At 58.7% G+C, this 24279-nt stretch carries 22 protein-coding genes; 6 read left to right on the forward strand and 16 right to left on the reverse strand.

What is annotated here, in order from left to right:
- Window positions 1-176: 176 nt before the first annotated feature.
- Window positions 177-1466, reverse strand: a complete 1290-nt coding sequence (urtA, locus tag GAO09_RS28190) for an urea ABC transporter substrate-binding protein (RefSeq protein WP_153360078.1) — start codon at window positions 1464-1466, stop codon at window positions 177-179.
- Window positions 1467-1670: 204 nt separating this feature from the next.
- Here urtA and GAO09_RS28195 point away from each other — a divergent pair, with 204 nt between their 5' ends.
- Window positions 1671-2084 carry a DUF1801 domain-containing protein gene (locus tag GAO09_RS28195; protein ID WP_153360080.1) on the forward strand — a complete coding sequence of 138 codons (414 nt, stop codon included), beginning with the start codon at window positions 1671-1673 and terminating at the stop codon, window positions 2082-2084.
- A gap of 132 nt (window positions 2085-2216) precedes the next feature.
- Here the strand turns inward: GAO09_RS28195 and GAO09_RS30300 are convergent, their stop codons facing one another.
- The gene (locus GAO09_RS30300; protein ID WP_274379791.1) at window positions 2217-2345 is read right to left on the reverse strand and encodes a hypothetical protein; all 129 of its coding nucleotides are present in this window, start codon (window positions 2343-2345) and stop codon (window positions 2217-2219) included.
- Window positions 2346-2455: 110 nt separating this feature from the next.
- A complete protein-coding gene (locus GAO09_RS28200; RefSeq protein WP_153360082.1) occupies window positions 2456-3349 on the reverse strand; it encodes a LysR substrate-binding domain-containing protein in 894 nt (297 codons plus the stop codon).
- A 98-nt stretch (window positions 3350-3447) separates the two neighbouring features.
- Between GAO09_RS28200 and GAO09_RS28205 the strand changes: the two genes are divergently transcribed.
- On the forward strand, window positions 3448-4392 hold the full coding sequence (locus tag GAO09_RS28205; protein WP_153360084.1) for an AEC family transporter: 945 nt from the start codon (window positions 3448-3450) through the stop codon (window positions 4390-4392).
- Window positions 4393-4396: 4 nt separating this feature from the next.
- Here the strand turns inward: GAO09_RS28205 and GAO09_RS28210 are convergent, their stop codons facing one another.
- Together GAO09_RS28210 and olsC are read right to left on the reverse strand one after the other, a co-directional pair.
- Entirely contained in the window at window positions 4397-6049 is a 1653-nt protein-coding gene (locus GAO09_RS28210) for an SMI1/KNR4 family protein (protein ID WP_153360086.1), read from the reverse strand.
- Window positions 6050-6118: 69 nt separating this feature from the next.
- Entirely contained in the window at window positions 6119-6940 is an 822-nt protein-coding gene (gene olsC / locus GAO09_RS28215; protein ID WP_324184637.1) for an ornithine lipid ester-linked acyl 2-hydroxylase OlsC, read from the reverse strand.
- A 22-nt stretch (window positions 6941-6962) separates the two neighbouring features.
- On the opposite strand from olsC, the gene GAO09_RS29785 reads away from it, so the two are divergent.
- From GAO09_RS29785 to GAO09_RS28230, 4 genes are all read left to right on the forward strand, one after another.
- Window positions 6963-7202, forward strand: a complete 240-nt coding sequence (locus GAO09_RS29785) for a hypothetical protein (protein ID WP_209018896.1) — start codon at window positions 6963-6965, stop codon at window positions 7200-7202.
- Window positions 7203-7239: 37 nt separating this feature from the next.
- The gene (locus GAO09_RS28220; protein ID WP_153360090.1) at window positions 7240-10638 is read left to right on the forward strand and encodes a hybrid sensor histidine kinase/response regulator; all 3399 of its coding nucleotides are present in this window, start codon (window positions 7240-7242) and stop codon (window positions 10636-10638) included.
- Window positions 10631-11569 carry a response regulator transcription factor gene (locus GAO09_RS28225; protein WP_153360092.1) on the forward strand — a complete coding sequence of 313 codons (939 nt, stop codon included), beginning with the start codon at window positions 10631-10633 and terminating at the stop codon, window positions 11567-11569. Before GAO09_RS28220 ends, GAO09_RS28225 begins: the two co-directional genes overlap by 8 nt.
- Window positions 11570-11642: 73 nt before the next feature.
- The gene (locus GAO09_RS28230) at window positions 11643-11849 is read left to right on the forward strand and encodes a hypothetical protein (RefSeq protein ID WP_153360094.1); all 207 of its coding nucleotides are present in this window, start codon (window positions 11643-11645) and stop codon (window positions 11847-11849) included.
- A 12-nt stretch (window positions 11850-11861) separates the two neighbouring features.
- Here the strand turns inward: GAO09_RS28230 and GAO09_RS28235 are convergent, their stop codons facing one another.
- The 11 genes from GAO09_RS28235 to GAO09_RS28285 form a co-directional block, all read right to left on the reverse strand.
- Window positions 11862-12953, reverse strand: coding sequence for a hypothetical protein (locus tag GAO09_RS28235; protein WP_153360097.1), 1092 nt, complete (start codon window positions 12951-12953; stop codon window positions 11862-11864).
- 190 nt (window positions 12954-13143) lie between these two features.
- On the reverse strand, window positions 13144-14265 hold the full coding sequence (locus GAO09_RS28240) for a branched-chain amino acid ABC transporter substrate-binding protein (protein ID WP_153360099.1): 1122 nt from the start codon (window positions 14263-14265) through the stop codon (window positions 13144-13146).
- Window positions 14266-14409: 144 nt separating this feature from the next.
- The gene (locus GAO09_RS28245; RefSeq protein WP_153360101.1) at window positions 14410-14763 is read right to left on the reverse strand and encodes a DUF6867 family protein; all 354 of its coding nucleotides are present in this window, start codon (window positions 14761-14763) and stop codon (window positions 14410-14412) included.
- A 39-nt stretch (window positions 14764-14802) separates the two neighbouring features.
- Window positions 14803-15531: an ABC transporter ATP-binding protein gene (locus GAO09_RS28250; protein WP_153360103.1), complete on the reverse strand. Its 729-nt coding sequence runs from the start codon at window positions 15529-15531 to the stop codon at window positions 14803-14805.
- Window positions 15531-16409, reverse strand: a complete 879-nt coding sequence (locus GAO09_RS28255) for an ABC transporter ATP-binding protein (protein ID WP_153360105.1) — start codon at window positions 16407-16409, stop codon at window positions 15531-15533. The genes GAO09_RS28250 and GAO09_RS28255 overlap by 1 nt, the downstream gene beginning before the upstream one ends.
- Window positions 16409-17761, reverse strand: coding sequence for a high-affinity branched-chain amino acid ABC transporter permease LivM (gene livM, locus GAO09_RS28260; RefSeq protein ID WP_235938571.1), 1353 nt, complete (start codon window positions 17759-17761; stop codon window positions 16409-16411). Before livM ends, GAO09_RS28255 begins: the two co-directional genes overlap by 1 nt.
- A gap of 37 nt (window positions 17762-17798) precedes the next feature.
- Entirely contained in the window at window positions 17799-18701 is a 903-nt protein-coding gene (locus tag GAO09_RS28265) for a branched-chain amino acid ABC transporter permease (protein WP_153360109.1), read from the reverse strand.
- A gap of 319 nt (window positions 18702-19020) precedes the next feature.
- Complete coding sequence (locus GAO09_RS28270) at window positions 19021-19569, reverse strand: sarcosine oxidase subunit gamma family protein (RefSeq protein ID WP_153360111.1); 549 nt, start codon at window positions 19567-19569, stop codon at window positions 19021-19023.
- Between the two features lie 10 nt (window positions 19570-19579).
- Window positions 19580-22537 carry a sarcosine oxidase subunit alpha family protein gene (locus tag GAO09_RS28275; protein ID WP_153360113.1) on the reverse strand — a complete coding sequence of 986 codons (2958 nt, stop codon included), beginning with the start codon at window positions 22535-22537 and terminating at the stop codon, window positions 19580-19582.
- Window positions 22534-22812, reverse strand: a complete 279-nt coding sequence (locus tag GAO09_RS28280) for a sarcosine oxidase subunit delta (RefSeq protein WP_153360115.1) — start codon at window positions 22810-22812, stop codon at window positions 22534-22536. The genes GAO09_RS28275 and GAO09_RS28280 overlap by 4 nt, the downstream gene beginning before the upstream one ends.
- Before the next feature lie 25 nt (window positions 22813-22837).
- Window positions 22838-24091, reverse strand: a complete 1254-nt coding sequence (locus GAO09_RS28285; RefSeq protein WP_153360116.1) for a sarcosine oxidase subunit beta family protein — start codon at window positions 24089-24091, stop codon at window positions 22838-22840.
- Window positions 24092-24279: the final 188 nt, after the last annotated feature.

The following is a 24279-nucleotide window of genomic DNA, read 5'->3' on the forward strand; positions in this document are numbered from 1 at the left end:
CGGGCTTGTCCCGAGGATCTGACACATCGACAGTATCAGGCAGGCGCAGATCCTCGGGACAAGCCCGAGGATGACGGTGGAGAGGTTCGCAGTCTCTAGAAGCAGTCAGGCTGAGCTTCAGCCAAGCCATAGATTTTGTTGGTGAGGGACAACGCCCCCACCAACCTATGTTCAACTTAGCTGCCCTTGCCGCCGCACTTGCCGGTGGCAACATTAAAATTGCCGCATTCCATCGGCTTGCGCCAATCAGAGATCAGGTCCTTCGAATCCGGCAGGTAGTCCGACCATTCGTCGCCGACGACAGCCGGGGTTTCCTGCACGATGTCGAACTGGCCATCGGCCTGGATTTCACCGATCAGAACCGGCTTGGTGATGTGGTGGTTCGGCATGACGGTCGAGGTGCCGCCCGACAGGTTCGGCACGGAAACACCGATGATGCTGTCCAGAACCTTGTCTGTTTCAACAGTGCCGGCAGCCTCGACGGCCTTCACCCAGGCATTGAAGCCGATATAGGCAGCTTCCATCGGGTCGTTGGTAACGCGCTTGTCGTTCTTGGTATAGGCGTGCCAGCTCTTGATGAATTCGGCATTGACCGGTGCATCGACGGACTGGAAGTAGTTCCACGCGGCGAGATGACCGACCAGCGGCGCCGTATCGAGACCAGCCAACTCTTCTTCGCCGACAGAGAAGGCGACGACCGGAATGTCTTCCGCCTTGACCCCCTGATTGCCGAGTTCCTTGTAGAACGGCACGTTGGCATCGCCATTGATGGTGGAAACGACGGCGGTCTTCTTGCCGGCAGAACCGAATTTCTTGATATCGGAGACAATCGTCTGCCAGTCGGAATGACCGAAAGGCGTGTAGTTGATCATGATGTCCTCTTCCTTGACGCCTTTCGACATCAGGTAGGCCTTCAGGATCTTGTTGGTCGTCTGCGGATAGACATAGTCGGTACCGGCAAGAACCCAGCGCTCGACGCCTTCGGTGGCAGCCAGATAATCGACAGCCGGAATGGCCTGCTGGTTCGGAGCAGCACCTGTGTAGAAGATGTTGCGCGAGGATTCCTCACCCTCGTATTGCACCGGATAGAACAGGATCGAGTTCAGTTCCTCGAACACAGGCAGCACGGATTTGCGCGAAGACGAGGTCCAGCAACCGAAGACGGCGGCAACCTTGTCCTGAGAAATCAGCTGGCGGGCTTTTTCAGCGAACAGCGGCCAGTCGGAAGCCGGGTCGACGACAACGGCTTCGAGCTTCTTGCCGAGGACGCCACCCTTCTTGTTCTGCTCTTCGACGAGCATCAGCATGGCGTCTTTCAGCGTCGTTTCCGAAATCGCCATCGTGCCGGAAAGCGAGTGCAGCACGCCGATCTTGATCGTGTCGTCCGCCGCGAATGCGCCTTGGAAAGCCGTGGTGGACAGTGCGGCGGCCAGCAGCGCGCCTCCCAATCTTGCCTTGAATGTCATGGTCGAACCCCTCTTCTTGTTCGTTCAAGCAAGGCGGGCAAAGCCTCTTGTTAACCGTTGCTTGAGAGGACTATCGGCCGCTGCACCGCAAACCCGAATACGTAAAATGACGTAGCCGCGGGGGAGAAATGGAGGTTTTGCGCAAGTATTGGTCACGCCGGCCCGGAATGATAACCTGCCGTGATGTTCATCAAGGAGAAGAACATGACAGAGACCAAAAAGCCGGTCCTGCTTTCGGGCGGCAATCCGCAGATTGCCAAGGGTTATGGCGAAGAGCCGGTCAAGGCCTATATCGCCGCCATGCCCGGCTGGAAGAGCGACGTTGGGCAGCAAATCGATGACATCGTCACCAGCACCGTTCCGGGAGTGGTCAAGGCGGTGAAATGGAACTCACCGTTTTACGGTACCGAAACCGACCTGTGGTTCATGAACCTTCACTGCTTCGACAAATACATCAAGGTTGCCTTCTTTCGCGGCACCTCACTTAAGCCGATGCCGCCGGAAGCATCAAAACATGCCGAGACCCGTTATTTCCATATTCGCGACGGTGACGATTTCGGCGACAGGCTGACCGAGTGGATCAGACAGGCGACAAAACTGCCGGGCGAGCGGATGTGATTGGAGATAACGCGGCGAAAGCGAATGCGGGGGAGTTTGGGAAGAAGCCTCGCAACGGCGGTGTGAACACCCGCCGCTGCGCAACATGTTTTTTGTGCTCTTAACAAGAGCAGTGCGCCGTGTTTGCAAGCCTTACTTTTTCTTGTCGCCGCTCTCGGCCTGCTTTACCTGCGAACCCAAAGTCGGTGCCGCCTTTGCAGCAACCTTATCCTTCTTGGGTTTGCGCGTTTCCTTATTGCTGCGTACCTGACCCTTGGCCATGGCCTGTCTCCTCATGTTGACACATAAGGATAACCGCCTATCCGCAGGAAATAGCAAGCGATATTACAGTGGCCGACAACATCGCCGCAATCCGCGGGCTCGGCGGCACCTCACACCCTGTCCTTGCCTTGACCTGCCCGCGCCTCGGCCAGAAACGGCGGCAGCGCCGGATTGAGATTGCCGAGCCTCCAGGCGACGACATGCTGGATGACAGGCGCATTTTCGAGCGGACGGAACACCACGTCGGGCAGGCCAAGCCGTTCCATCGATTGCGGCACCAGCGCAATACCGAGCTTTTCCGCGACAAGGCTGACGATCGTCTGCTGCAATTCCACCTCCAGCCGGAAGGACGGCGCAAAACCGGCGCCGTGGCAATAATTGGTGATCGCCTCGCGCAGAACCGGCGCCACATCCATCGGCACACCGATCAGCGGCTCGCCATCCAGCTGTTTCGCCGAGACCAGAGGCTGACCCACCAGCGGATGCCCCACCGGCATTACAAGACACAGTTCCTCGTGATGGATGATCTCCGTCTCAAGCCCGCGCACGAAACCGGGATTGAACATGATCGCCGCATCGAAACGGCCTTTCAGCACAGCATCGGCAAGCCCGCCCGGCACCACTTCGCGCAGTTCCAGATGCACGCCCGGATGTGCGTTGATGTAACGCCGCGTCAGCCCGGGCAGCACGGTATAGGCGGCATGCATCATGAAGCCGATGGAGATTTCGCCCAGATCACCGTGTTCGGCCAGCCTGGCATTGCGGCAGGCCTGATCGAAGTTGGCAATGACGGCGCGGGCATCCTCCAGAAACCGGCGGCCGGCATAGGTCAGCACCGCCTGCCGCGAATTCCGCTCCAGCAAGGTCACGCCAAGCTCCGCTTCCAGCGCCGCGATCTGCCGGCTGAGCGGCGGCTGGCTGATATGCAGCCGCTCCGCCGCCCGTCCGAAATGCAGGGTTTCCGCCAGCGCCACGAAATAACGCATCTGCCTGATGTCGATCATGATACCGATCCGGTATGAATTGAAACAAAAATCAGTATTGGATGGAATTGATCGCAAGGACTAGACCGGACACAGATTTTTTGCCTCCGGTCTTCGCCATGCTTGCCACGCTTACCGTCGTTCTTCCCATCTTTGCGCTGATCTTTGCCGGCTGGCTCGCCCGCCGCATCGGCGCGCTTGGCCCCAATGCCACCAGCGAACTCAACCGTTTTGTCGTTTCTCTGGCCCTGCCCGCGCTGCTGCTCGATATCACCGCGCATGCCCGCTGGGTCGATGTCTGGCAGCCCGGCTTCATCGCCGCCTTCACGCTCGGCGCCTTCATCGTTTTCGTGCTGACGATCCTTTACCGCCTGCGCCGTCCCCGACATCTGGCGGACGCCACGATCGACGGGCTGAACGCGGCCTATGCCAATACCGGTTTCGTTGGTTTTCCGCTGGCGGCCGCAGCGCTCGGGCCGGCGGCCCTTGCCCCGACGTTGATTGCCACCATCATCACCGTCTGCGTGCTGTTCGCGGCCGCCATCATCCTCATCGAAACCGGATTGCAGACCGAAAAACGGCGCTCGAAACTGTTCATCAAGGTCGGTGGTTCGCTGATCCGCAATCCACTGCTGATCGCCCCCGTCATCGGCGCCATCATCCCGATCTGCGGCCTGACCGTGCCCGCTCCTGTCGAAACTTTTCTAAAACTGCTCGGCGGCGCGGCCTCGCCCTGTGCATTGGTAGCACTTGGCCTGTTTCTGGCGGCAAAACGTGACAGCTCAGAGCGCGACATCAAATCCGCAGCGCTGCTGACCAGCTTCAAACTCATCCTGCAGCCGGCCATCACCTGGGTGCTGGCCGCACTGATCTTTGATCTGCCGCCAAATTTGGTTCACGCCGCCGTGCTTCTGGCGGCACTGCCCACCGGCACCGGCTCCTTCATGCTGGCGGAATTCTACAAGCGCGAGGCCGGCGTCACCTCCAATGTGATCCTGACATCAACGGTACTCTCGGTGGTGACCGTCAGCCTCTATCTGGCATTGGTCGGGCCAAGCGGCTGAAACATCAGGAAGCGGATTTCCACGGCCGCAATCCCTCCAGCAGGATGTCAAAACTGTCGATACGAACAGCATCGGCAAGCGGGTCCTTGACGATGTCATTGACAAGCAGAAGCGACGGCATCGTTTCACTCTGACGATAATCCAGAAGCAGCGCCTCATTTTTCCTGTACTGCAGGATCACCAATCGCTCCGCACCCGCATGCTTTTCCCGCAGTGGCAGCTCGTCGTCCGGCCAGGTGATGCGGTCGGAAAGATCGGCAAGCGTCGTAAAATACTCCATTGGCATCAATTGTTTCGGCAGTTCCGCCTCGGCGTAAGGCTCGCCGGCCTTGCTGGTCTGAAAATGGCGGGCGGCCAGCGCACCGCCATTGCGGTAACGCCATAACGCCACCAATGCCGACGGCAATGTCACGCCCAGCCGCGTCTGCGTTTCCGCAATCAAGTTGTCATCGGCCTTTTTCTTCGGCTCGGAGCCATCCTTGCGCGATCCGGCAATATTGGCGAACACATGCGGATCTGAGCCCCAGAATTCCGAGGGCTGCTGCGCTGGCATGTATTCGCCAATCGGCTTCTTGCGGTAGGCAAGCAAACGATCGCCGGTCGTGAGCTTTTCCGGATATTCGCGCCTCAACTCGACAAAAAAGCTGTCGAAATCGGGAAACTGGATATCTTTCGATTGTTTCGGCCCTTCATCGAAATCCACAAGCCAGACGCGTGCTTCCAGCCCATAGCTGTAATCCAGCAGCGTCATATCCTGATAACGCGCCTGCAGCACAACAAGCTTGTCGGCATTAACCGGCATCTCATCGGGATCGTCGGTAAAGTCCTCATAGAGATCCTTCACCGTGCGCAAGTTTTTCAACGAATGCAGCTGCGAATAATCGATCGAAAAAGCACCCCGCCAGTCATCGTAAAACGGACCGGGATCAGCCTTCAGCGGCACATACATCCAGCCGACATAACCGCCATCCATGACCTTGTAGAGATCACGTAGCCCCTCCGGCAGCTTGAAACCCAATCGCGCTTCGGTCGCGGCGATATCATCTTCACTGGCCGCATCCGCCTTTTTCACCACGGGTTTGCCACGCCCTTCCATCGCATCTTCAAGTGCGTCGGCTTTCCAGTAACCGGGCGAGACATAAAAGCTTTGCAGTGTCAGCGGCGTCGGATCGATATTGAGTTCGACCTCTTCATCGGCATTTCGCGTCTGCCCTTTGCCGGACAAGACAGCGGCAGGAACGGATACCTGCGCCTCGCCAGCTGAGCGGGCCTCCAGCACATTGATGAAGCCGGCAAGAGCTACGGAAAACACGAACATGACGGCGGCTGTGACGAGATCTGCCGATGTGAGTACCTGCAAGCCGGTCGACGCCCCCACCAGCATGCTGGCCCCAAGGCCGAACAGGAAAAACACCGATACGAGAATCAACTGGATCGGCATGGTTACGAGAATGGACAGAAGGATCATCTTCAGGCCACCACTCCGCCAGGCCAGTTTCCACCTGTCCCATTTGCCAAGAGCGTAAAGCGCGGTGAAGGCCGGCGTTGCCAAAAGGATCAGCCATGCCGACCGGTTCAGGAAACCCGCGATGATCACCGCAAGTACAATCGCTGCGCCCATGAACATGCGTAGGCTGCCCGATAATTTAGTCGTCATCAAATCCACAACCCGAAACTTAAAAAATCTCGAGATGATCTTGGTCAGATCGGGCAGAAGGCAAGAGGTTTAGTTCGGTCGGTTCCTGAGTGCTTCCGCCTGCGCATAAAACTTCTTTTCCCACTCCTTGTGGTTATCCAGCCCCTCGCGGATGAACGGCGTAAAGATTGCCATATGCATCAGCATCCAGTTGACCAGCCGGGCAGGAAAATTGAGTGGCTTCACGAAGTCTACGAACATCACCACGCGGGTCTTGTCCGTGTGGTTCCACGCTTCATGTTCATAGGCATCGTCGAAGATCAGCACTTTGCCCTCTTGCCAATGGCAGATCTGGTCTTTGACGCGGATGGCGAGGTCATCTCCCCTATTGTCCGGCACGATCAGGCCGAGATGCAGGCGCAGCACGCCATTATACGGCCCGCGATGCGCCGGCAGATGTTTGCCCGGCTCGAAGATGGAAAACATCACCGTCGTCAGGCCCGGGATTTTCTGGCAGGCATTCCACGTGTCGGGGCAGGCTTTTATATTCTGCTCGGAGCGCACGCCAAAACCGAGCAGAAAAAAGGTCTTCCAACCCTGATCGGTGGAGATCGTCTTCACGTCGGTGGAAATGTCCTGAAAACTCGGCAGCTCGTCCTTGCGCACCAGAATGCGATCAAGCTCGGCACGAATGGCCGGCGCTGCCTTTTCGATCTCGGCCGCCCAGGGAAAGGTCGCATTGTCATAGACCGGTGGATTGCCGAGCTTGGCATGTTTGAAGTTCAGCTTCTCCGCCCAGGCCACAATGCCCATGAAAAAGCGGGTGACGGGGCTGGCACGTTCCATCGGCGCAATGCCGGAAGTGCCGAAATTCTGCGAAGGTTCTGGTGCGTCATCAGATGTGGATGTCACGGGAAACGCCTGAAGTGATGGGTTGATCTGGCGCGGCAACAAAACGACACCGACCGCCGCCTTGCCGGTGAGGATACCTGACATTGATCGATCTGACATGGAGCGGCTGCACGGCCTTGCAAGAACTGCCGTAGAACGCGATGCCAACCCGGCGCGTTGTGATGACCGGCGCAACAATGGCGCGGGAAAATCCGGCGAAACAATGACCACCGCGGTTGCAGACGGCTTGCCAAACAACGTGCTGCCGGTCAAAACTGCCTAATAATCGACCTCCCCGCAAAAGGCGCTGGATTTTAGGCATGGCCGCACGGCAACGTATCATTCCTGTCCGGCGCGAATACAATCGCTGGGTGGCCAACCAGACGCTGGAAGACTATGCGCTGCGGTTTACCGCCAAGAGCGCCCGGCGATTTTCCTCCAGCCGCATTTCGCAGACAGCCATCGGCGCCATCTCGTTTCTGGCGCTGGAAGCGATCGGCGGCACGATCACCCTTTCCTACGGCACTACCAACGCGTTTTTCGCCATCATCGCCGCCGCCATCGTGATGCTTCTGGTCGGCTTGCCGATCAGCCGTTACGCCATCCGCCACGGCGTCGATATCGATCTTCTGACGCGCGGCGCGTCCTTCGGCTATATCGGCTCGACCATCACTTCGCTGATTTATGCCAGCTTCACCTTCATGCTGTTTGCGATCGAGGCGTCGATCATGACCGGAGCGCTGGAACTCGCCTTCGGCATCCCGCCCTGGATCGGCTACATCGTCAGCGCCGTCGTTGTTGTTCCGCTGGTCATCTACGGCGTGCAGATGATCTCGCGTTTCCAGTTGATCACCCAGCCGTTCTGGATCGTCCTCAACATCCTGCCCTTCATGTTCATCGCGTTTCTGGATTGGGAAAAGTTCGATCTCTGGCGCGCCTTTGCCGGGATCGGCCATTCCAACGGCGAAATCGGTGGCGCGGCCCCTTTCGATCTGGTCGAATTCGGCGCGGCCTCAGCCGTCATTCTCGCCCTGATGCCGCAGATCGGCGAACAGGTCGACTTCTTGCGCTTTCTTCCACCGGAATTGCCGACATCCACGGGCCTGCGCAAATGGCGACATCGCATCGCCATATTTCTGGCCGGCCCTGGCTGGGTCGTTGTGGGGGTGCCGAAACTTCTAGCCGGCTCGTTTCTGGCCGTGCTGACGCTGTCGACCGCCGTGCCGATGCATGAAGCCGCCGATCCGGCCCACATGTATCTCACAGCCTTCGGCTACATGATTCCCAACCAAACGGCGGCACTTCTGCTGATGGCCGCCTTCGTGGTCGTGTCACAGCTGAAGATCAACGTCATGAACGCCTATGCCGGTTCGCTGGCATGGTCGAATTTTTTCTCACGCCTGACGCATAGCCATCCCGGCCGCGTCGTCTGGCTGGTCTTCAATGCCGCCATCGCACTTCTGTTGATGGAACTCGGCATCTATCGCCTGCTGGAGGCAACGCTCGGCATCTTTTCGATCATCGCCATGAGCTGGCTCTGCACCATCTCGGCCGATCTCTTCATAAACAAGCCGCTTGGCCTTTCCCCCGAAGGCATCGAGTTCAAGCGTGCCCATCTCTACGACATCAACCCGGTTGGAATAGGCGCCATGTTCGGCTCGGCCACGATCGCGCTTGCAGCCCATTTCGGCCTGTTCGGACCGCTCTGGGCATCGCTTTCGACCTACATCACCTTGATCGCGCTTCTGCTCTCACCGGCCATCGCCTTCGCCACCAAAGGCAAATATTACCTCGCCCGCAAACAGCGAAAGAGCTGGGCGACACTGGGTACGATTACCTGCTCGATCTGCGAACACCCGTTCGAACACGAGGACATGGCTTGGTGTCCCGCCTATGCCGCGCCGATCTGTTCGCTCTGCTGTTCGCTGGACAGCCGCTGTCACGACATGTGCAAACCGCATGCGCGGCTGAATACGCAGGTCGGCACTGTAGCACGCACTTTCTTATCCGAAACCGTCATCACCAAACTGACGACACGCTTGGGCCGTTACGCCACAACCGCCGTGCTCTCCATTTCAGCCATGGGCGGCATTCTGGCAATGATCGCCTATCAGGCCGGAGAAGCAGCACCCGCCAATGCCGAAATCATCTATGGCACGATCTCGATCGTATTTTTCGTCTTCGCCATCATGGCCGGCATCGTTTCATGGTTTTATGTGCTGGCCCATGACAGCCGGGTGGTGGCGGAAGAGGAATCCTCACGCCAGAACACGCTGCTGCTCAAGGAAATCTCCGCCCACAAGAAAACTGACGCCGCCCTGCAGGAGGCCAAAGAGACAGCCGAGGCGGCCAACCGCGCCAAAAGCCGCTATGTGGTTGGTCTTTCCCACGAGTTGCGGACGCCACTGAACGCCGTACTCGGTTACGCCCAAATCCTCGAGCGCGACGACACCATCCCCGCCCCGCGCCAATCCGCCATCAAGGTGATCAAGCGTTCCGCCGACCATCTGTCGGGCCTGATCGATGGCCTGCTCGATATCTCGAAAATCGAAGCCGGCCGGTTGCAGGTCTATTCCAATGAGATCAACATTCAGGATTTTCTCGACCAGATCGTCGAAATGTTTTCGCTTCAGGCGCACGCCAAAGGTCTGACTTTCGCCCACGACCGCGCCAAAACCCTGCCGCAATATGTCCGAACCGACGAAAAACGCCTGCGCCAGATTCTGGTCAACCTGCTCTCCAACGCCATCAAATTCACCGATCGCGGCACGGTGCGTTTCGACATCGCCTATCGCAGCCAGGTCGCAACCTTCACCATTTCCGACACAGGTCGCGGCATTGCCGAAAAAGATCTTGGCCGCATCTACGAACCGTTTCAGCGTGGCGAAGCGGACAATGTCCGCCCGATGCCGGGTCTGGGCCTCGGCCTCACCATCACCCAATTGCTGACCAACACGATGGGCGGTGAAATCACCGTCTCGAGCGTCAAGGATGAAGGCTCGACCTTCAAGGTGCGGCTGATGCTGTCAGCCGTGCACCGGCCCAGCACAGCACCGGCGCTGGAAAAGAAGATCACCTCCTACACCGGCCCACGTCGTACCATCGTCGTGGTCGATGACAACGAAGATCACCGCGAACTGATGCGTGAAGTTCTCACCCCGATGGATTTCGTCGTGCTGACGGCGGCAAGCGGACCGGAATGCCTGACGCTGATCGAAGGTGTGAAACCTGATCTCTTTCTGGTCGACATTTCCATGCCCGGCATGAACGGCTGGCAGCTGGTCGCCAGACTGCGCGAACTGGAACAGAAAGCACCGATCGTCATGCTGTCGGCCAATATCGGCGATGGCGCCGGCAATCCGGATGGCACCGATGGCCATAACGATGCGATCGCCAAACCAGTCAGTGTCCGCCGCCTTGCCGACAAGCTCGCCGTCCATCTAGGTCTGACATGGATCTATGAGCAAGACCAACCGGTCGAGCCGCCACCAAAACCTGCCGTGGTCAAAAGCCCCGGCTTCCCGCACCTGCAGGACCTTCTACAGTTGGGTGAAATCGGCTATGTCCGCGGCATCGAGGCAAAACTTGCCGATCTCGCAAAGTCCGACGAACACCGACCCTTTACCGAGCAAGCCGGCGCCTATGTGCAGGCTTTCGACATTGCCGGTTACATGGCCTTCCTGAACCGTTTTGACGAGGAACACACCGACCATGCCTGACACGACAACGCCCCGCGATATCGTGCTTCTGGTCGATGACAGCCCGGAGGCGCTGGGTTTCCTGACCGACGCACTGGAACAGTCCGGTTTTTCCGTGCTGATCGCCACCTCGGGACAAGCGGCGCTTTCCATCGTCGAGCGCATCACGCCCGATCTGGTGCTGATGGATGCCGTCATGCCCAACATGGACGGTTTTGAAACCTGCCGCCGCCTGAAAGCCCATGGCGCGGTGGTGCAGGTGCCGGTTATCTTCATGACCGGCCTCACCGACACCGAACACGTCGTCAACGCGCTGGACAGTGGCGGCGTCGATTACCTCACCAAGCCGATCAATATCGACGAGCTGCGCGCTCGCATCCGCGTCCATCTCTCCAATGCCCGTTCGGCCCAGAGCGCCCGCGTCGCGCTCGATGCCGCCGGCCGACATCTGCTCGCAGCCCGTGGCTCCGGTTCGGTTCACTGGTCCACCCCGCAGGCCACGCGGCTGATCAATGCCGCCACCGGCAGCGATGAGGGTCTGGAAATCGTCGCCACCCGCCTTGCCGGCTGGATGGCCGAGCGCAACAAGCCGGGCTTTTCCCGTGAGGCCAGCTTTTCCCTCCCCTCGCCAACGGCCAATGCGGCGGAAGCGGCCAGCCTGCAATTTTCGTTTTTGGGCGCGATCGGTGCCGACGAATTTCTGTTCCGCCTAACCGCCGCCCGCGAACGGTCCGATGATGCCGTACTACGGCAGCATTTTCCGCTGACCCAACGCGAATCCGAAGTGCTGCTCTGGATCGCCAAGGGCAAGGCCAATCGCGACATCGCCGACATTCTGGGGCTTTCGGCGCGCACGGTGAACAAGCATCTCGAACAGATCTATGTGAAGCTCGGCGTGGAAAATCGCGCATCGGCCGCGGTCAAAGCCGCGCATGTGCTGCACGAGATGTGACGCTCTTTTCTCGATATGCTGGGAACTGATCCGGTGGCTCCCTGTTGTGCCCTGACAAGCCGGAGGTCACACTATGGTATTCAAGATCAAACCGCTGGACAGCAATCGTCCGAGTATCGAGACAGAAACGGCGCGGGAAGCGACCGAAGCGATCCATAAAGTTTGGCGCGACGGTCAGGGCACAGCAAGGGTCGAGATAGAACATGAAAGTTTATCTCCGGACGATATGACCGCGTCGGAACGCGACCTGATACGCCGGCAAAAATCCGATCGCGACTGATATTGTCGCAACCTATCTGTCAAAACGCTCGGACAAGGCGGCATCCCGGGCATCAAGGAAGACATTGAGCGCGTCATCGACACCACCGGCTTGGTCGTCGAAAGACCAGACCCAGATATTGGGATTGATGGTGTTGATGCGCTTCTGGATGCGGTAAACCGCCTGCAGGTCGCCAATCCAGTCCATCGCCATCGCATAGCGGTTGAGAATACTCTGGCTGGTGGGAAAGCGTTCGATCAAATCCTCGAAACCGCGCACCACCAGATCCGGGTCGCATAATGTTTCCGAGACATCATGGCTGCCCACGCCCGCCTGGATCGAATAGATGAAGCCGTAAGCACCAGCCCCGAAACGATCCTCGGTCACGGACAGAGCACGGCGTGCAAACACCTCCAGATCATTCGGTCCCCTGCCCACCCATCGCGGCAGAAGAATGATGCCATGATCCGCACAGAGGTTGAGATTATAACGATCCAGCATCCAGACACGTTCAAACGCGGCATCGACTGCGTCTCGCGGCCGCTCGACGACATCGATCGCCAGATGATAATCAGCCGTTTGCCAAAGCAACGAACTGCCCGCGACATCGGCACAGGCATCGAGAACCTGTCGCGCCCGCATGCGATGGTCAGAATAACCACCCCACTGCTCGTCGCTTGTTTCATCGACGACGTCCGCCCCCCGGCTTTCATCGGAGCACCGGATCAGCGCGTTGGCGAGAAGCCCCGCCATATGGGGTGAATGCCGGGTCTCGAAGGCGGCGAAAAACGGGGCCAAATAGGCGCGTTGTGCCTGAGGTTCCACCGGCGCGGGATCAAGAATTCGCCGCATCAGCGCCTCGTGCAGCGCGCAGCCGCTCGGCAGCGTCACATCGGCTGCATGAGCAGACAGGAACAGAGGTTCGAATTTTTCGAATTCCCCCGAGGCCTTTATGGCTTCGACGGCACGTGCCGTCATTTCATGCTCGCCAAGCTCGTCCCATGAAGACGCGATCCTGAACTGTCGTTTCGCCATCAGGGCCTGACGCTCCTTACGCTCCTGCCGGTCCTCGAAAAAACCGCGCACCGACCGGATGCCGTCTGAGACAAGACGAATAAGCGGCATGGGGATTTCCTTGCAATGTCGACAGGAACGCTTTGGCCGATCCTTTCGATCGGCTTCAGCATAGTTTCAGGTCAGCGATTTAGCGCGCCGTCCCTGTTCTTCAATCATCGACCACCGGCACCCTCGCCAAAAGAAAAAGCCCGGCATGACGCCGGGCTCCCTGAATATTCGATGCTCAAGCCGAAATGGCTTAGCTGCCCTGCTGGAAGTAGCTGAACTTGCCGTCCGGGCCCTTCTTCCATTCGTACATGACGTAACCCGGAAGCTTCGGGTCACCCTTTTCGTCGAAGGAGATGTCGCCGAGAACGGTCTTGAACGAACCTTCCTTCAGCTTTGCGGCAACGGCTTCCGCATCGTCCGCGCTGCCCGCAGCCTTGATGCCTTCAGCGATCAGCTGAACGGCGGCGTAGGAGTAGAGCGTGTAGGCTTCCGGGTTGAAGCCGGCGGCCTTGAACTTTTCGACCAGTTCCTTGTTTTCCGGGCGCAGTGTCGGGTCCGGGCCAAAGGTGTTGAGCGTGCCTTCGACGGCATCGCCGGCGATCGAGGCGAGTTCGTTGGAGACGATACCGTCACCCGAAACGAGCGTTGCCTTGAGGCCCTGATCCTTTGCCTGACGGATGATCAGGCCGGCTTCGGTGTGAAGGCCACCCCAGTAGATGATCGAAACGCCGGCTTCCTTCATCTTGGCGATGAGGGCGGAAAAGTCCTTGTCGCCGGTGTTGACGCCTTCGCGGACGACTTCCTTCTTGCCGGCTGCGTTGTAGGCCTTCTGGGTTTCGTTAGCGAGGCCTTGGCCGTAAGGCGTCTTGTCGTCGATGATGGCGATCTTGGCATCGGCGAACTTGTCGGCGAGGTATTTGCCGGCAACGCCGCCCTGCTGGTCGTCACGGCCGCAGGTGCGGAACGTGTTCCACAGGCCGCGCTCGGTGAAAACCGGGTTGGTCGCAGCCGGTGTCACTTCGAGAATGCCGTTTTCGGCGTAAACTTCAGACGCCGGGATGGAAACGCCCGAGTTGAAGTGACCGACCACGTATTTGACGCCGTCAGCGACGAACTTGTTGGCGACAGAAACGCCCTGCTTGGCGTCCGAGACGTCGTCACCGAGTGCGATCGTCAGCTTTTCGCCGTTGATGCCGCCGGCAGCATTGATGTCTGCGATGGCCTGTTCGGCACCCTTCTGGAGCTGTGCACCGAATGCGGCGTTCGGGCCGGTCAAAGGACCGCCGACGGCGATGACGATGTCAGCCCAGGCGTTGCCGCCAAAGGCAACCATGGCCGTCAGCGCAACAGCGGAAAGAAGAGACTTCTTCATTGAATAACTCCCAGTTATTTAAAAGGTGAGCGGTTTTTTGGGATCCAGCGCGACACCCACCATCGCCACGCCGGAAAGCTGTTCCACCTTTTGGTGTGTTATTGTTATTGTTCAAACCGATCTGAATTCAGATTAGACCGGCTGTCAATCTTTGTTCTTCCACGAAAACGCGGAGGTCGGCTCGTAGAGCCAGTAATAGTTCTGGACCATCTGTTTGGTGCGGCGAATGCGGAAACCGGCAAGCGCAAAACCAAGCAGAAGAACGAGATCCAGACCGAAATAGAAGGCATTGATGAACGGCCCCTGGAACAGCGCGTAATGCAGAAACTGCATGGCGCAGGCCAGAAGCACCGCATAGATCACCACTTCGCGATAACCGCTCCAGCCTTCGGCTGCCGCCTTGCCGGCCCGCCATGCGGTCCAGAAACCGAGCAGCATCACGATGCCGCGAAGAAAGTAGCGAACCGTCGTATCGTTTTCGAAAAACAGGCCCTGCATGTCAGTTTTCCCCCATGGAGAGGTCAAGAAGAATTGCGCTCAATGCCGGCCTCCTTCGAGATAGGCGGCACGAACTTCCGGATTGGCCAGCAATTCCTTGCCGGAACCCGACATCGTCACGCGGCCGTTGACCATGACATAAGCCCGGTCCGAAAGCTTCAGTGCCGCAAAGGCGTTCTGTTCGACGAGGAAGACGGTCAGCCCCTCTTCCTTGTTGAGCTTCTTGATCGCCTCGAAAATGCCCTTGACGATCAGCGGTGCAAGACCGAGCGAAGGCTCGTCCAGCAGCAACAGCTTCGGACGCGCCATCAGCGCGCGGCCTATCGACAGCATCTGCTGTTCGCCGCCCGAAAGCGTGCCGCCACGCTGGCTCTGACGTTCCTTCAAGCGCGGGAACATCGCAAACACCTTTTCGACGTCCTCTTTAAAGAATTTGAGGTTGTCGAGATTGGCGCCCATCTGCAGATTTTCCAGCACGGTCATGCGCGGAAAAATGCGGCGGCCTTCCGGCGACTGGGCAATGCGTTTGCGGGCGATCAGGTGTGTCGGCAGCTTGGTGATATCCTCGCCGTCGAAAATGACCTGACCGTTTTTCGCCTGCGGAGAACCGCAGATGGTCATCATCAGCGTCGACTTGCCGGCACCATTGGCGCCGATCAGGCTGACGATCTCGCCCTGGTTGACGTCGACATCAACGCCGGAGAGCGCACGGATATTGCCATAGAAGGTTTCGACACCCTGGACTTTCAGAAGGGGTTCACCGGCCATCAGACGGTCCCTCCTTCGACAGTTCCGTGGTCGAGCTGTTCCTCGATTTGTTCAACTTCTTCATCCTCGACGCCGAGATAGGCTGCGATAACCTTCGGGTCGTTTTTCACATGATCCGGCGTGCCATCGGAAATCTTCTGGCCATATTCCAGAACCACGACATGGTCTGAAATCTCCATGACCACAGACATGTCGTGCTCGATCAGGAGCAGCGACGTGCCCTCGTCGCGAATGCCACGCAGAAGCGCGTTCAGCGTCAGCGATTCCTTCGGGTTGAGGCCAGCGGCCGGTTCGTCCAGGCAGAGCAGTTCCGGCCCCGTGCACATGGCGCGGGCGATTTCCAGACGGCGCTGCGCACCGTAGGAAAGATCACCCGCCGGATCGTCGGCGCGATCGATCAGATCGGCCTTTTCCAGCCAGTAGGTTGCCTTCTCAATCGCTTCCTTGGCAGCGGTCTTGTAGGCCGGCAGCCCCAGAAGGCCGAGGATCGTGTACCCCGAGGCCTTCATCAGCACGTTGTGCTGCGCAACCAGCAGGTTTTCCAGAACCGTCAGGCCGGAAAACAACCGGATGTTCTGGAATGTACGGGAAACCCCGGCCACCTTGTTGATCTCGAAATCGCGCAGGCGCTCCAGAAGGAACTCCTTGCCGTTCGAGCGCTTGAGCGTGAGCATGCCCATGGTCGGCTTGTAAAAGCCGGTAATGCAGTTGAACACCGTGGTCTTGCCGGCACCGTTCGGGCCGATCAGCGCGGTGATTTCGCCGCGCTTGGCTTCGAACGAGAAGTCGTTGATTGCCATCAGGCCACCGAACTTCATCGACAGGTGTTCGACCTTGAGGATCGTGTCTTTTATCATTGTATTCGTACCCGTCGCCATCAGCCGTGGCCTTCCTTGGTGAAGCTGCCAGAGACAGCTTTTCGCGTCTTCAGGAAGGCCGTCGGTTCACGGGTGCCGACGAAGCCACGCGGCTTGAACAGCATGACGATGACCATCGCCAGACCGAAGAGCAGCATGCGGTAGAGTTCAGGCGTGAAGTCAGGCCCAAAGATATGCTTCAGGAACTCCATTTCACGCAAAAGCTCGGTCCCACCGACCATGACAACCGCCGCAATAGCGATGCCGGTGAGCGAACCCATGCCGCCAAGAACGACGATGGCAAGAATGACCGCCGATTCCAGGAAGACGAAGCTTTCCGGAGACACGAAACCCTGACGGGCGGCGAAGAACGAGCCGGCGAAACCGCCGAACATGGCGCCGGTGGCAAACGCCGTCAGCTTGGTGGTGACGGTATTGATGCCGAGCGAACGGCAGGCGATTTCGTCTTCGCGCAGCGCTTCCCACGCACGGCCGATCGGCATGCGACGCAGGCGAATGGTGACATACGCCGTCAGCATGCACAGCGCCAGAATGATGTAGAACAGGAACATCTTGTAATAGACCGACGAGGACGGAAGCCCCCAAGCCTTGTTGAAGTTGTTCGCGGCACCGACATCGAAAGACCAGATGCCGAAGAACGATGCCTTGGCGATGCCCGAGACACCGAACGTGCCGCGGGTGACGTCGGTCCAGTTGATCAACACAAGCCGGATGATTTCACCGAAGGCGAGTGTCACGATCGCAAGATAATCGCCTCGGAGCCTCAGAACCGGGAAGCCGAGAATGACACCCCAGAGCGCGGCAAGAATGCCGGCCATCGGCAAAAGCAGCCAGAAGGAAAAGCCGAAATAGGACGACAGCAACGCGTAGGAATAGGCCCCGACCGCATAGAAGGCGACGTACCCCAGATCAAGCAGACCGGCGAGACCTACGACGATGTTAAGGCCCCAGGCGAGCATCACATAGATGAGGATCTGGATGCCGAAATTGTCGACATATTTCAGCGAGCCCTGACGACCGAAGATCATCATCGCCAGGAAGGGATAGCAGAGCAGGAAAACCAGCGCGATTTTGAGGAAATGCTTGTGGAAGAAGCTTTTCTCTTCCGAAATTTCCAGAACGCCGGTTTTCGCCTTGGCAAGCTTGCGCTTGTCGAGATGCGGCTTGATGAAGCCGACGGTAATAAAACGTCCGACGGCGGCAACGATGACGAAGACCGCCAGCAGGCCCCAGCGGGTGCGCCAGACCAGCTGATTGTTGATGTCCTGATAGGTTTCGATACCGACGAAGACGAGGAACATCAGGAAGGCAATGATGCCGGCAATGGCACCTTCCTTGACGGCCTTGGCCATGACGTCCTCTTGAACGTTCACAGATACGTTTGCCATTTTACACCTTCTCCACTTCCGGCCGGCCAAGGATGCCGGTGGGCTTGAAGATCAGCACGATGGCGAGGATGGCAAAGGTTGCGACATCCTTGTAAGCAATCGAGAAATAGGCTGACCACAGGCTTTCGATGAGACCGATCAGCAGGCCGCCGAGAACGGCGCCCGGCAGCGAGCCGATGCCGCCGAGAACGGCTGCGGTAAATGCCTTCACGCCCGGAATAAAACCGTCGTTGAAGCCGGCGACACCATAATACATCAGGTACATGGTACCGGCGACGGCCGCGAGTGCCGCACCCATGACGAAGGTGATCGAGATCGTGCGGTCGACATCGACGCCGAGCAGCGCCGCCATCTTGCGGTCCTGCTCGGTGGCACGCTGGGCGCGACCAAGCGGCGTCTTGTTGACGATGTACCAGAAGGCGAACAGCAGGATCGAGGTGATCACCACGATCAGAATCTGCTTCAGCGAAATGGTGATATTACCGATGTGGTAGACATCCGTCACCAGCGGCGGGATCGGCTTGTTGCGCGGGCCCTGCGTCACCTGGATGAAGTTCGACAGCACGATCGACATGCCGATCGCGGTGATCAGCGGAGCGAGCCGGAACGAACCACGCAGCGGACGATAAGCGATGCGCTCGATCGTCCAGTTCCACAAACCCGTCATCAGCATGGCGATGACCAGCATCAGCAGAAGCGCCAATGCAACCGGGATGCCGGCAAAGAACGTGGTGAGAATGAGGAAGGCGATCAAAGCAGCAAAACCGCCGAGCATGAAGATATCGCCGTGGGCGAAGTTGATCATGCCGATAATGCCGTAAACCATCGTGTAACCAATTGCCACGAGGCCATAGATCGATCCGAGAGTCAGCCCGTTGGCGAGCTGCTGGATAAAATATTCCATGTAGTTTCCCCTGGATGCAGTCCTTGGTCGGCCGCATCTCTTCGTGTCAGTGTCCCTTAAGGGATCTTCAATTTTTTTGATTCCTACCCGTTTCAATAGAAATGTGAAGTGCAAAATAAAGAGGCAGAAAAAATTTAGTGAGCTTTTGCTCAGGATGGCGCAATTACGCTCATTGGTGCTAAAAAAACGGCACGAACGTCACAAAATCTGTGCGTAAATTAGATGTAGAGGCACCGGTTAGCGCCTCAATAGTTTCATTAAATTGCAATTTCAGCGCGTACGGGCCTGACTTCCGTCGATGAATACCGACGTTAGCAGTTTATTCGCCGAATCCGCGCGTCATCGCATATTCGCGTCCGGCTTCACGCAATTCGTCAAAAACATAACCGGCATAGGAGCGCGGCACGAGAATCTCAAACGTATCAGTACCCGTGCGCGCCAGATTCCCGGCGACACGGCAGATCATCATCGGCGCGGATTCTCCTTCGGCAAAGGCGTCCGCATGCAGGTCGACAGCCACACATTTGGCGAGGATTTTGCGCACATCCGGGCCAGAGACAGCCATCAACACCTGACCATCGCTCTGCTCGGCGAAGGAAAGGCCCGGAACGGCGCCAAGCGACGCCGCAATCGCTCCGGCTTCGGCGTTCTGCGACACCAGCAGCCAGTCCGACGGACTGACCGAGCGGACGACGATGTTCTCGACCAGCGACAGCGCCTCCGCAACGGACGCCTCGTGACCGGCATGCGCCAGCGCCGAAAAAATCACCGGGCGACGTAAAACCGTCAGGTGGTTGGCGTTCGGGCTCGGCTCGTAACCACTCATGCGGTCTTCAAGAATGTGCCGGTGTGTAAAGGGAATCGACATCGGCGGCACCTCAGACATGCAGGTTCAGGTTTTCGGGATCAACGAATACGGGCGCGCAGACTTCTGCCAGGAATTCACTGCTGCGCACGGCATCCCAGACAAGGATCTTTTCGCCGATGCGTTCGCGCCCGGATTTCAACATGGCAAGCCCGATCCACTGGCCGACATGCGGCGAGAAGCAGGCGGAGGAGACGAACCCCTGCCCCGCCGTCATCGACGGCTCGACGCCTTCGCGCAGCAGTGCCGCACCGGCCTTCAAGGGCTTGTCGAGTTCGACAGGTTTCAGGCCAACCATCTGCAGACGGTCGGCAGCGGTGAGGCCATAGCGGGTGGAGAGACGCTTGCCGATAAAGTCCGGCTTGTTCTTCGACATCATTTTGCTCAAGCCCACATCGTCTGCGGTGGTGCGGCCATCGAGTTCGGAGTGGGTGACATGGCCCTTTTCGATGCGCAGCACATCCAGCGCCTCGACACCGTAAGCGCAAATGCCCTCGCCTCGTCCGGCCTCCATGATCGCATCGGCAACCGCCTCCCCGTAACCGGCTGGCACCGCCAGCTCGTAAGCCAGCTCGCCAGAGAAGGAGATGCGGAAAAGACGCGCGATCAACCCGCCCTTCAGTTGCACTTCGCGCGCGGCAAGGAAGGGGAAGGAGGCGTCAGAGAGATCGTCCTCCACCAGCTTTTGCAAGATCGCCCGAGACTTTGGTCCGGCCAGTGACATCTGCGCCCATTGGTCAGATGTGGACACGAAACACACGTCGAGATCCGGCCAGAACGTCTGCGAAGCAAATTCCAGATGTGCCATCACTTCGGCCGCATAAGCGGTGGTGGTGGTCAAGACGTAATGGTTTTCCGAAAGCCGGCTGGTGGTGCCGTCATCGAAAACGATCCCGTCCTCACGCAGCATCAGCCCGTAACGCGCCTTGCCGACCGGCAATTTCAGGAAGGCATTGGAATAGACACGGTTCAAGAATTCCGCCGCATCGCGACCAAAAATCTCGATCTTGCCCAGCGTGGAGACATCGCAAAGACCGGCATTCTGGCGCACGTTCAGCACTTCGCGATCAACGCTTTCGCGCCAGGTCTTTTCCTCACCCTGCACGAAATAGGCCGAGCGATACCAGAGCCCGCTTTCAAGGAAGGTCGCGCCGTTCTTTTTGGCCCAGCCATGCAGCGGCGAGGTGCGGATCGGCCGTGACTGTTCGGCCCGCGCCGTGCCGGCCAAGGCACCGAAGGAAACCGGCGTATAGAATGGACGATAGGTGGTGGTGCCGACTTCCGCCGGCGAAACCCCGCGCATGCCGGCAAGCAGCGCCACGGCGTTGACATTGCCGAGCTTGCCCTGATCCGTTGCCATGCCACTGGTGGTGTAACGCTTGGCATGTTCGACATGGCCGAACCCTTCGCGGGTAGCGAGCGCCAGATCATCGACATGGACGTCGTTCTGGAAATCGACAAACGCCTTTGACCGTGCCCCCGGCACATACCAGAGCGGCGCAAACGACGGATCGTATTCGCCCTCCACTTCCGGCGTGTTGACATGCCCGACCAGACGGCCAACGGCTTCCACCGCCGCATGCGCCTTGACCGCGCCATCACGAAGGCATTCGGAGACTGTGGCATGGCCCGCAGCAGAACCGGCAGCGGCAAACAACGGCCCGACATCCGGCACCAGAAAAGCCTGCGCCTCATCCGACCAAACAGGTCTGGCGCCACGCTGGCACATCAGATGAACGATCGGCGACCATCCACCGGACATGGCCAGCGCATCACAATCGATCATCTCGTCATAACCGAACCGGTTGGTCATGATACCCGACAGGCGTTTACCGCCCTTGGTATCAACGATCGAACCGCTGCGGATGACGCGCACACCATAAGGCGCAAAATCCGCAGAGGCGGCACGACTATCGATGATCGCAGCAATATTGACACCGCGTGCCGAAAGATCGGCGGCGGTGCGATAACCCGATCCGCCATTGGTGAACACGGCGACCTTACGGCCCGTCGCAACACCATAACGATTGAGATAGGTGCGCGTCGCATCGGCCGTCATGATGCCGGGGCGATCATTGCCGCCGAACACCAGCGGCCGCTCTTCCGCACCTGAAGCCAGAATGGCGCGACCGGCAGCGATACGCCACAGCCGTTCAACCGGCTTGTCGGCGCTCGGTACGGCCAAATGTTTCTGCACTTTTTCGACAGCGCCAAAAACCATGTCGTCATACCAGCCGAACACGGTGGTGCGCGGCATGATCGTCACGTTTGGCATATCAGCCAGCTCGGCAATCGTCGCCGCCGCGAAATCAGGCGCCGAAACGCCACCGATCATCGCCGTTTCGGAAAGCAACGAACCGCCCAGGCGAAAATCCTGCTCGGCAAGGATGACACGCAGACCAGCGCGGCCAGCGGTCAAGGCAGCCATCAGGCCAGCAGGACCGGAGCCGACCACCAGCAGATCACAATGCGCCCAGCTTTTTTCGTATCGGTCGGGATCGGCTTCCATCACCGCCTTGCCGAGACCGGCAGCGCGGCGAATGACCGGCTCGTAAACCTTCTCCCAGAAAGCCGCCGGCCACATAAAAGTCTTGTAGTAGAAACCGGCGCCCAGCATCGGCGACAGCGCGCCGTTGATCGAACCGATATCGAAGTTCAGCGATGGCCAGGCATTCTGGCTGCGCGCCACCAGACCGCTGTAAAGCTCGGCAACGGTCGCCCGCGTGTTCGGCTCGGTGCGGGCATCCTTGCCGATCGTCACCAGCGCGTTCGGTTCGGATGGTCCCGCCGTTACCGGCCCACGCGGACGGTGATATTTGAAACTGCGGCCCATCAGCATCTGGTCGTTGGCCAGAAGCGCCGAGGCGAGCGTATCTCCTTCAAAACCCTTGTAGGTTCGGCCATCGAACGAAAATTTGACGACACGGCTGTGATCGACCAGCCCGACATTAGCGATACGGGAAGAAGTCATGCTGCATCTCCCGTCGCCGCTTCGCGTGCATCGGTCACGGCAAAAACCTCGTGGGTGAGATTATCGCGCTCCACCACCAGCCAGCGGCGGCAGCCAGCCACATGATGCCAATATTCGCGAATGGCGCCGCGTGGATTTTCACGCAGATACACATAAGCATGCCACGCCTCTTCCGAGGCGGCAGCCTCCGGCCTTTCCGGCACGGCATCGCCGCGGATGGAAAACTCTTCCTTGGGTCGTCTTCCGCAGTGCGGACAGGTGATCAGGCTTGCCATCAGTAAAATCTCGGTCGATGCATCATCAATGAATGTTCGGCTGCGGGCCCTTGCCCGCCTCGTCCACCGCATAACCGCGTTCGAAACGGTCGAGCCGCAGGGCGCGCGCCACATGGTGCGGCTCATTCTTCGCGATCAGGTGGGCAAAACAGAAACCGGAGGCTGGTGTCGCCTTGAAACCGCCGTAACACCAGCCGGCGTTGAGATAGAGGTTTTCGATCGGCGTGCGGTCGATGATCGGCGAGCCATCCATCGACATGTCCATGACGCCACCCCAGCTGCGCAAAACCCTCAGCCGTGAAAGGCCGGGGATCAGCGACACGCCCTCTTCCATCGTCGATTCGACGATGGCGAGATTGCCGCGCTGTGCATACGACGAATAATAGTCGATGTCGGCGCCAAACACCAAGCCGCCCTTGTCCGACTGCGATATATAAAAGTGTCCGCCGCCGTAGACGATGACATTGTCGATCACCGGCTTGATGCCTTCAGACACGAAAGCCTGCAGCACATGCGTCTCGATCGGCAGGCGCAGATCAGCCATACGCGCCGTTTCGGAAGAATGCCCGGCCGTTGCCAGCGCCAGCTTGTTGCAGCCGATAAAACCCTTTGAGGTTTCGACACCCGTCACCCCGCCCTTTTCGTCGCGGCGGATAGCCGTCACTTCGCAATGCTGGATGATATCGACGCCGTGGCTGTCGGCACCACGCGCATAACCCCAGGCGACCGCATCATGACGCGCCGTGCCGCCGCGCTTCTGCAACAGGCCGGCCTTGATCGGGAAACGGGCGTGATCGTAGTTGAGGTAAGGCATCATCTTCTGCAGGTCTTCGCGATCCAGCAGTTCGGCATCGACACCATGCATGCGCATGGCATTGCCGCGCCGCGCAAAGGCGTCGCGCTGGCCGTCGGAATGCGCCAGCATCATCACGCCGCGCTGGCTGACCATGGCATTGTAGTTGAGATCGGCCTCCAGCCCTTCCCAGAGTTTTAGCGAAAACTCGTAGAACGGAATATTTCCCTCGAGCAGATAGTTGGAGCGCACGATCGTGGTGTTGCGGCCAACATTGCCGGAGCCGATATAGCCCTTTTCCAGGACGGCGATGTTCTTGATGCCGAATTCCTTGGCCAGATAATAGGCCGTCGAAAGACCATGCCCGCCTCCGCCGACGATAATCACATCATAATGCGGTTTCGGCTGCGGTTCGCGCCAAACCGGTTTCCAGCCACGATTGCCCGACAGTGCTTGGCCGAGAATGGAAAGGGCGGAATAACGCATGCGAAGGTCCTGTTTTCAAACGCGGCCAACATGCGCATAAGCGCGTCCAAGAACAAGCGCAAACCCGGTCACAACATTCTGTTTGCGACCATTTTTCACGGCCCACAGCAGAAAGACACGTTTTTCACGCTGCAAAACCCCGTGGACGTTTTCGCGGCCGGTTTCAACCTTTTCAATCGCTTGAGTCC

Source organism: Endobacterium cereale (assembly GCF_009617585.1).
Lineage (GTDB): Bacteria > Pseudomonadota > Alphaproteobacteria > Rhizobiales > Rhizobiaceae > Neorhizobium > Neorhizobium cereale.